The sequence below is a fragment of the Phormidium sp. CCY1219 genome (assembly GCF_055795085.1).
This window is the reverse complement of the sequence record NZ_JAYFEQ010000361.1, coordinates 1-9654: the sequence shown is the minus strand read 5'-3', so window position 1 is coordinate 9654 and position 9654 is coordinate 1. Positions and strand designations below refer to the sequence as shown.

At 53.7% G+C, this 9654-nt stretch carries 8 protein-coding genes; 5 read left to right on the top strand and 3 right to left on the bottom strand.

What is annotated here, in order from left to right; genetic code table 11:
* Positions 1–72: 72 nt before the first annotated feature.
* Positions 73–507 (top strand): hypothetical protein, encoded by a 435-nt coding sequence (locus tag AC0QH1_RS07030; protein ID WP_324630276.1) that lies wholly within the window; start codon positions 73–75, stop codon positions 505–507.
* 115 nt (positions 508–622) lie between these two features.
* On the opposite strand, the gene AC0QH1_RS07025 is transcribed toward AC0QH1_RS07030, so the two are convergent.
* On the bottom strand, positions 623–1042 hold the full coding sequence (locus tag AC0QH1_RS07025; protein ID WP_324630275.1) for a nuclear transport factor 2 family protein: 420 nt from the start codon (positions 1040–1042) through the stop codon (positions 623–625).
* A 383-nt stretch (positions 1043–1425) separates the two neighbouring features.
* On the bottom strand, positions 1426–1932 hold the full coding sequence (locus tag AC0QH1_RS07020; RefSeq protein WP_324630273.1) for an orange carotenoid protein N-terminal domain-containing protein: 507 nt from the start codon (positions 1930–1932) through the stop codon (positions 1426–1428).
* A gap of 247 nt (positions 1933–2179) precedes the next feature.
* On the opposite strand from AC0QH1_RS07020, the gene queG reads away from it, so the two are divergent.
* From queG to AC0QH1_RS07000, 4 genes are all read left to right on the top strand, one after another.
* Entirely contained in the window at positions 2180–3118 is a 939-nt protein-coding gene (gene queG / locus AC0QH1_RS07015; protein WP_324630271.1) for a tRNA epoxyqueuosine(34) reductase QueG, read from the top strand.
* 302 nt (positions 3119–3420) lie between these two features.
* Positions 3421–4926 (top strand): hypothetical protein, encoded by a 1506-nt coding sequence (locus AC0QH1_RS07010; RefSeq protein ID WP_324630270.1) that lies wholly within the window; start codon positions 3421–3423, stop codon positions 4924–4926.
* Entirely contained in the window at positions 4923–5990 is a 1068-nt protein-coding gene (locus AC0QH1_RS07005; RefSeq protein WP_324630269.1) for a hypothetical protein, read from the top strand. Before AC0QH1_RS07010 ends, AC0QH1_RS07005 begins: the two co-directional genes overlap by 4 nt.
* A gap of 664 nt (positions 5991–6654) precedes the next feature.
* On the top strand, positions 6655–8772 hold the full coding sequence (locus AC0QH1_RS07000; protein WP_324630268.1) for an interleukin-like EMT inducer domain-containing protein: 2118 nt from the start codon (positions 6655–6657) through the stop codon (positions 8770–8772).
* 143 nt (positions 8773–8915) lie between these two features.
* Here AC0QH1_RS07000 and AC0QH1_RS06995 read toward each other — a convergent pair.
* On the bottom strand, positions 8916–9654 hold a 739-nt coding region (locus AC0QH1_RS06995), incomplete at its 5' end, for a LamG domain-containing protein (RefSeq protein ID WP_324630267.1).

The window sequence follows — 9654 nt, the reverse complement described above, 5'->3', positions numbered from 1 at the left end:
TAAAGCCGCACGTTCGTTTTTCCTCCCCCGGCTAAAGCACGGGGGTTTCCAAACGTATCGGAGGTTATCATCATGAAATCACTGTTCCCCATCGCCCCCCGTTATCGTCTCGATGATGTCTCCCCTTGGCTAGAAGGTATCGATCCGTCGCGCAATTACTGGATCGCCGTGAATGGTTCCCCCTCTCATGTGGTCAGCATTCCGGGCCTGCAGGTGTCATCCTTTGAAGACTTTAAGCAAATCGTGCGCCAGTGGCGATCGCTGCATTGCGGGGAACAAATGGAAATCGAGCGCATCGTCGGCAGTTTCACCATCCACTGCATCAGCGACAACTGCTTCGCGATCGCGACCGAATTTCACGGCGCACCGGTCTGGCATCTGTTCGATCGCGAAACCTTAGACAGTCTGCTGATGACCGCCCACCCGGATTGGATCTGTGCCCCGAAAGATGTGGAACTGGGACGCAAAATGCTGATGCGCTCCTGGCAACAAGCCGCCTTGGCTTAATCTCTCAGTTCAGCTTCCAAATCTTGAAAAAAAATTTATCAACGGTTCGGGGAGAGACGCGAAATGTCGCGTCTCTCCCTATTTTGCCTCTGGGTTGAATTCCGCCGAGTTCAATCTACGACCGCCGCAGGTTGACAAGTTCTTCCAAAGATGCTAAAAGCTTCACCGTCACCGAGAGAATTTCCCCCTCGGGATTGAGGACGAACAACCAGCCCACATTGACGATGAACAGGGGCGTCTGTACCGATCCCCGGATGGAAAATTCGCGATCGCCATTCTCCAGGGTTTTCATAGACCCCTTGACGGGAGAGAGTTTCATCCCCCGAGCTTCCGCTTCTAAATAAGCCGCGATCGCTTCAGTCCCCACCACCGGCTCCTCAAATGGCGGATGGAGCTGACCCTCCGGCGCAAATAAGGCACTCGTCCCCTGAAAATCACCAGCATTTAACCGCTCAAAATAGCGGCCAATCTGCGGTTGAGACACCCCTTGGATCGCCAATTCCGGGGTTGAAATCATAGTGTCTTTGGTCGTCATAAAGATTATCCGATAAATCGCTTCAATTGATTAAAATTTTCCGCCCCGGTGGGTCATACAGACATCCCACCAGAGACTCAACTTTTCCACTGGCTCCTCAATTCCAGTTCAATCCGATTTTCAATGCAACCCGGGTACAAAATGCAGGTCTGGGTGCTTGAAAAGCAGACCCCAGAACGACCCAGGGAACCCAGACCTGCTGCAACCTAGGGAGAGGTAAAAAAAGTTGAGAAAAAAACAAAAACCCTAAGCGGACAAATTAAATTTTGGAATGCTTTGCATTGAAAAAAAAGAGGAATGAATAGGAATCCCTAGGGTATGGGTCAACGATGAGATAACCGGGACAAGAAACCCGGTTGCTCACCGCTATTACACCAAACCGATTAGGCGAGGGGGTCAACCCCCATATCCACCACTGCATTTCGCAGCATCGTAATTTGTTGATTGAATTCCAATCGCTCGATCGCACAGATGACTTGAGCTGCATCCGCCGACAGTTTGTAGTTGTCAGGGACGGGAATCACCGTACCTTCTTTCATCAACTCCGCAAGCTGATACCAGAATCCGAGCTTGGTGTTGGCACTGAACACGCCATAGGCACGAGTTAACGGAGTGTTCGTACCCAGGACCAAATCGCGCATCACCTGGAGTTGCGAGGCGGGGGGCATCTGCTTGATTTGTTCGAGCAGACCTTCCGCTAATTGCAAACGAGCGGCTCCTGGGGCGGCGGGGGTAATGGACCGACCGAGCTGTTTGTAGATAAACCAAAGGGCAGCAAGCTGGTCATCTACGCTGAGGCGCTTGAACTGGGCTGTGGTTTGCGCCACCGCATTCGCGCTGGTGTAGGTCGGGTTAGAGAAGAGAGTAGAGGGATTTGCAGTGAAAGTCATGGCTCGAATAGAGATTGAGGTGGGCTATGAAGGCATCAGACGCGCACAGAGTTGTGAATCTGCGCTGCTGTTTCCTATTATGTTACGTTTCTTTACAAACCGCAAATAAAATTTACAAATAGGCGGGTTAGGGGTTTATAATGATTGGTTCACTTGCGATCTACATCACACTCAATGGCGCTTAATTTGAGGTAAGACTGGCCGGCAGGATGGAAGATTGCCGATCGCGAATATTGGAGAGGACCCCATGACGATGGCACTCAGCAGCACTCAGGTGAAAGAAAAAGCCCGCGCCCTGGGCTTTCATAAAGTGGGCATCGCCAGCGCCGAGACCCAGGATGGGGCAGCGGTGGCGTCCCTGCAACAATGGCTTGCCAAGGGCTATCACGCGGACATGCAGTGGATGGCCAACCCGAAGCGAGAGGATATTCGCTTGGTGATGCCCGAGGTGCGATCGGTGATTTGCGTGGCGCTCAACTACTACACCGGGCATACTCACCCCGAGGGCGATCGCTATGCCAAACTCTCTCGCTATGGCTGGGGACGTGACTATCACAAAGTGCTAAGCAAAAAGCTAAAAGCCCTCACTGCTTGGCTGCGAGAACAAAGTGAGCTAATGGAGGCGCGCTACTATGCCGATACCGGTCCGGTGCCGGATAAAGTCTGGGCGCAACGGGCGGGCATTGGCTGGATTGCCAAAAATGGCAATGTCATTTCCCGGGAATATGGGTCGTGGGTATTTCTCGGAGAAGTGCTAACCAATGTAGAACTAACCCCAGATAAACCCCATACCCAGCACTGCGGCACCTGTACCCGCTGTATCGAAGCCTGTCCCACGGGCGCGATCGCCGAACCCTTTGTAGTGGATGCCAATCGCTGTATCGCCTATCATACCATCGAAAACCGCGCCCAAACCCTGCCCGAGGCGATCGCACCCCATCTAAATGGCTGGGTCGCCGGCTGCGATATCTGCCAAGACGTCTGTCCCTGGAATCAGCGATTTGCCACCGAAACCGATGTTACAGAGTTTCAACCCTATCCCGAGAATCTCTCCCCCACCCTAGAAGAACTGGCAACTCTCTCCGATGACGAGTGGGATCGCCGTTTTCGCGCCTCCGCCCTGCGCCGCATCAAACCCGACATGCTGCGCCGCAATGCAAGGGCGAATTTACAGTCTCAGATGTGAGATAAGGAACGAAAAATCGCGGCAGAGGGAGCGAAGTCAGCCCACAGGGAGTAATGTTAATACCTGGGTCGCGCAGGCCCGATTGGAACGGTTCGGGCTAACCGTTGCAGAAGTGCTAGGGATGGCAGATTCGGGGCGTAGTTTCGCGATCGCTTCGCCAGGGGGTTTCACCTGCTTTTTTTATCGCTTCAGAACCCTAGGCTTGTGCGAATTGCCCCGCCCTGAACCGCCCCTAGGAAATTGGCGCTATTAGGCAGTTTTCCTGTAAATTGAGAATGGAACTGTCAAGATTGACCGTCAACATGAACCCATCTACTGAATCTCCAGAATCCCGAGGCATCCAGGTGAAAATCAAGCCTAGGGGGACGCTGTGTTTGCAGCTTTCCTTGCGAAACGAAATGCAAGAACCCTTGTTGTTGCGACCCATTCTCGAAGACTGGGTGAGAGACGATCGCGAAATTTTCGCCACCACAAACCGCTTATTTCCCCCTTACATTTATCTCGATCCTGGGGGAGAAGCCACTCAAACCCTCAGCCTGGAAATCCCGATCGCATGGCAACCCGGGCAACAGCTAGCCAGTGGATTGCGCTTTCCCGGCTTTCACGAACGAGCGATTCCCATTCAGGTAGAGATTGTGCCCCCAGCGGGGAACAGCGATCGCGCCGAAGTGCCAATTGCCGTAACCTTTCCCCTGCCCGGGGAAAGCGATCGCCCCCGATCGGCCTCAGATCCGAGTACCGCCGGGATATTTGGCTTAATTGGCGGATTGCTGGATCTCGATCGGATTCCCGCCCCCTGGTTAGCCGCAGAACTGTTAACCTTGCTGGCGCAAATCGGCGAGGAATATGCCGCCAGCTCAGCCGGCAAGGAGTTGCGCGATCGCCTGCAAACCACGCAATTGTATCGCAATGGCGCGATCGCCTTTACCCAAGCGCAATTGCCACATTGGATCTGGCAAAAATTATCCGAAGCCAATGCCACCCTGCGCGATCGCGTGGGAGAAGGGCACTTGTTAGAAATTTGGGAGCGCTGGCTGTTCGATTTAGCTCACACCGATGTAGAAATCGAGGGAGATCGGCCCACCATTGCGATTTCCCCCCTGTTTAAAAGCGGATTTCCCGAAGAGATGGGGGAAGATGGCGGACGCTGGTTTGAGGATATACTTCTGGGACTGGCGGCGATCGCCCCGGGATTTGCATCGGGAATCGAAGCTTGTAGCGCGCGATCGCCCCAGATGGGTGTTGCCGATTCCGCTACCCCTGCCAGTTATACCCTCAGCACCGGCTTATCCGGGTTGGAAGCACTGCCCGCCCGGTGGCTGGTGGTGGAACTGTTGCTGGGAGTGGCCGGTAAAGGATGGCAACGCAGCCGCACTCCAGGCGGGGAGCAGTTACTCGCCCAACTGGGGCGCACCCGGTTCTTTAAAAATGGGGTGTTGGCAATGGCATCGGCACAAGCACCGCGCTGGCTATCGGTCAGTCAGTCGGCGGCGGCTGCCTATCACGCTTCTGTGGGGGGGTCTCCCGGACAGCAAGGGTTATTATACTTTTGGGAACAGTGGTTGTGGAGTTTGGGGAACTGCAGCATCCCGATCGCCCCATTTTCGGGAGATGCCACCTGCGAAGCCTTGGGAATGGATGGCGATCGCTGGTTTGGCGCGATCGTTTTGGGATTGGCGGAAGTTTCCCCCAGGCTGAATGCCTTGCTCGAGGCGATCGCCGCATTACCATCCCCCGCCCCTGTCCCTGCGGCACCCACACCCACCTTTGATGATATACTTGGCGAACCCAAATCCCTACAGCGATGACACTCGACCTGCAAACCCTGGCCCGCATTGAAGAACTGCGAATCCCCCTCGAGGATCCTGCCTCCCCGGTGGATTGGAAAGATTGGTATCATTTCGTGCTGCTCGATCGCGCCTCCGGGGTGCGATCGCTGGTGAATATCACCCTCGCCGGCAGACCCAATCGCGGCGAAATTCAAGTCACTTTTATCGTCAATGCCAACCCCGAGGGCATTCTCTCACCGGTGCCCCCGAATACCGCATTACTCACCTTCGGTACGGCGTATTCCCTGGAATGGAAGCCGTCAGCCGTGCGCCGTTCTCCCTTGCGAGTGCAGGGGAGAGGCATGTGCCTGGAGATTAACGGTTCCCAGGCAGAAGTTGCGGTGCGCGACGAGCGATCGCAACTGTCGATTCACTTCCAGGCGCAGGCTCGAGCCACGCCCTTGTTAGTTACCGAAGATTCCCCGTTTGGTAGCGGGTTCATCGGCTGGGGGTTGGTGCCCGGAGTGCAGGTGGCGGGAGAATTGTGCGTGGGCGATCGCCGATTTGAGTTGGATGCCAACTGGTTTTGCTATCACGACCGCAACTTCGGTCGGTTTCGGTGGGGAGAAGATATCGGCTGGGAGTGGTTCGTCGCCTCGGCGCAATGTGAGAACAATCGCGAGTTAACCTTTGTGCTGGACTGGCGCACCAACAAAGACCACTCCCAAGGCGGCTTGCCCTATATTTTCGTCTATGTAGAGCGAGAATTATGCAAAATCTTTCTGGGTTCCAGCTTGCAGATTGACTGGGGCTGGACCGAAACCTCCGTCTTGCCCACTCGCTTGCCCGGAGTTATGGCCTCGGTGTTTAGCGATCGCACCTTGCGAATGCCGCAGAGTTTGCAAGTGGAAGCCGTGGACGAACTCGATTCCCTGTCCATGACCGTGGAGTTTGATGGCACGTCGGAATTAATCGTCCCCGACAATCAAGACCGTCAATATACTTTTATTGCAGAAGTCACCGGTCCGATTCAGGTGCGACTGTGTTTGCAAGGCGAAACCCTAGTGGCTAACGGACTGGTTTATGCGGAATACGTGCAGTAGGTTGCTTTCCCGGGAAGGCGATCGCGCGCTTATTTTTTGCTCGCATCAATTCGGCGGGGCGGGTCGATTGAAATTGACAATTGATTGCATAATTTATTCAAAATTACGCCCCGACAATTTGGGAAAATTATACCTCCATCAAGGATGCATTCCCAGCTTTGGAAAAGGCGGTTTTTCCTGGATTTCTGCCATTCACAGAACCAACCGAAAACCCGCCTTATACCGGGCGCGATCGAGTCTGGAAAGCCTCCTCACCTTCCCAGGGAGTCGGCAGTTTTGTACTGTAGTTTTGCGACCCACAAGCCCAGGGGAAAGACCCGCCCCCAGCCCCTCAATTCCTGACAGCAGCTAGCCCAGTAATTGCAAAATAAAATCCCGGTTTTGCGGTGAGTTTATCCGTTGCCTTCTTCCCTAGCAGCCAAAACCGGCGAGATTTCAATGGCAAATTGAATGAAGATTAAATTATTATTTGTCAACATCGAAAAATCCTCCCCATTGATGCTACGATGAGAACTGCAAAACCCGAAAAACCGGAGTGAGGCATTCACACCATTCGGAGCAACACCCGCCGGGGGTGACACACCCATGCCGGATTATCGGGTGATTGAGAATGGTGCCCAATCTGAGATAACATCAATACTGTCGGCGTTTGGGAGAGATTAGTGTGAACGACATTACTATAAAAGTAGAATCCGGGGGCAAAAACAGCGGCATCAACCCCCGCATTAGCATTAACGACCGAGAAATCGGCTACGATCGCTACGGTCGAGGAATCAATATTGTCGCCATCGACCCGCAGAGGGGACAACCCCGTTGCGCCACCACTTTCGATACCTTTGCCGAAGCGGATGCATCGGAAGCGTTAATCGAATTTATAGAACGCCTCCCCAACGAAACTATAGTCGCGTTAGCCGTAGGAGACGAGGGCAACTACAGCTTTTCTAATGAGGCCAAACAAGCGTGTCAAGCGATCGGCTGCTTCAAAATGTGGTACTTGCAACTTCAAGGATCTTGGGCAGCGATCGGCCAAAAAGGAACCGACCCCGGAAGCGCCACCGAAGAGATTGACCCTGGGGCGATCGCCCTCACGCGAACCTTCCCGATTCCGGAACTCGCCCCTAACAAAGGGATGATTTCCGTCACCTCTGGCGGTGGCGATCGCGCCAGTCAAACCCAAATCCTGCATAACGGGCAACCCGTCACCCCTGCAGGCGGCTACCAGCGGGGGTTAAACGTGGCAATCTTCGACGAAAATCAAGCCACGGTAGAAAGCGTTCACCACTTCGATCTGCTAGCCAACCCCGGCAATGCCGATGCCTTTGCCGAACGGATTGAAAATTTGCCCGAGGGTCGATTAGTGGCGATCGTCGCCAGCGATGAAGCCAGCTTCAATATGTCCGAACGCGCTCAAAAAGCCTGCGAAAGCCTGGGTAGCCGCTTGGTTCGCAAGTTAGAATTCCGAGGGGAATGGGCGATCGTGGGATACAAAGGAGCAACCCCAGGTTTAGCCAGTGAAAATCTCAGCAACAAAGGTGCCGAGTGGGGCTGTCCCCCGGTAGGCGTGCAATTCTGGATTCCGGGCACAGGGTCAGTTCCCGCCACCTCCCCCGCAAATACCGTCCTTGGCTCCATTACTGGCATGAAACTGGAGCAGAAGTTGCAACCGCCCGATTTAGGAGAACAAAACTGGTTCGGCATTGGGGTGGATATCAGTGGAGACTGGGCGATCGTCGGTGCGCCGAAAGCCGACGCCAGCAGTGAGAAACCCAAGGCAGGTGCGGCATATCTCTTTCACTGGGAAAACGGTCAGTGGCAGCAAAAACAAAAGCTGCAACCCAGTGAGGTCAAGAGTGAGGCGCAATTCGGCAGAGCCGTTGCCATCAGCGGGGATTGGGCGCTGGTAGGGGCGTATCGAGCCGATGCGGCGGGTGAAGATGATGCAGGTGCGGCTTATCTATTCCACCTGGAAAACGGCCAATGGCAGCAAAAACAAAAGCTGCAACCCAATGGGTTGAAAGCGGGGGATGGTTTTGGGAAGTCAGTTGCCATTAGCGATCGCTGGGCAGTCGTCAGCGCACCCGGTGCGGATCTGCCCAATGCCCAAAACGCGGGAACGGCCTATATTTACGCACTGATAAACGGTGAATGGCAGGCAAGAGCGCAGGTGCAAGCTGTGGATGCGTCTCCAGACCTGAAATTCGGCTATTCCGTCGGCATTAGCCACGATTGGGCGATTTTCGGCACCGATCGCTCGGGAGAATTTGGAGGAGCCTATACCTTCAAATGTGAAAATGGACAATGGCAGCAGGTCCAGAAGCTCAACCTCAGTGAGAAAGCCAGTCAGTTTTACAACCTATCAGTGGGCATTTGTGGCAATTGGGTGATTCTCGGGTCGGCAAACAGTGGAGAGAGCGCCAAGCGCAATGGTTTAGCCCATTTGTTTCAATGGGAAAACGGCCAGTGGGTACATAAGCAAACTCTGCAACCCCCAGATGTGACAAGCGATTTCTTATTCTTCGGTTATGCAGTGGCGATCGCCGACAACTGGGCCGTGGTGGGAGCAACCGCTCCCAATACTGGGGGAATGGCCTCTATTTTTCAACTGGAAAACGGCCAATGGCAGCACAAACAGCAGGTGCAACCCACAGAGGCAAAACCGAAAGATTATTTCAGCGACTCCGTTGCCATTAGCGGCGATCGCTTCATTGTAGGCGCAGGGTCAGCCGAGGCCCCCGGTCGTCCCCAAGCAGGGGCAGCCTATGTGTATCAGGCGCAGGTATAAGGGCGATCGTCACAGTTGAGAACAAATTGCCAAACAGAAAAACCCGCCCTGCTTTGCCAATGACCCACAAGGGAAATCGCCGTTTTATGGCGATCGATTGGGCGGGTTTATTTTATGCCTGAGTCTTTCAACTGTTCCTGAGATTACCCCAACGGCAAACTACTGTCTTCAACCACAGACGCTTGATAAACGGTTCCTTCAAAGTTGTTGCTGCTTTGGTCTGCCACTTTCACCGTCGAACCTTCTTGTTTGACCTCACTTAACGGCCAGTAGCCCACCAAATTCGCTTCATTCCCCGTGAGTTTCTGGGACATATTCGCCTTAATTTCCGCTTCGCTGCGCGCCACATTCCACACAGCAACTTCAGCCAATAGCCCGTGAAAGAAATACATCCGGGCGGGTTTTTCCGTTGCTCCAGTACCAATTGTCAAACAAGCGCGGTTGTTTGGTAAGTAAGTGGTTTTTAACGTTCCTTCTAACTTACCATTCACGTACAGTTTGAGTTCCGTTCCATTATGGGTGAAGGCCACATGAGTCCAGGCATTCAAAACCACATCCGACCCAGTTAAAATTTGCCAGGGGCCACCATTGTTCCCCACCCAGGTTTGCCACTTGTTATTGTTACCGGCATATAACAAATATCCGAGTTTGGGACTATCGCCATAACGAGAGGTAATCGGAGAGCGCCACTGACCTTGACCCCCGGTGACTTTCGCCCAGCAAGAAATGGTAAATTGGTTGGGGTTGAGTTCCTGATGGTAAGGAACCTCGATATAATCATTTTTGCCGTCAAACTGCATGGCTTTCGTGGCTTTTAAGGGCATCGCCCCACTTTTTTCTACCTTAATCGAAGAGGTAATGTCATTAAAATCATCACCCACC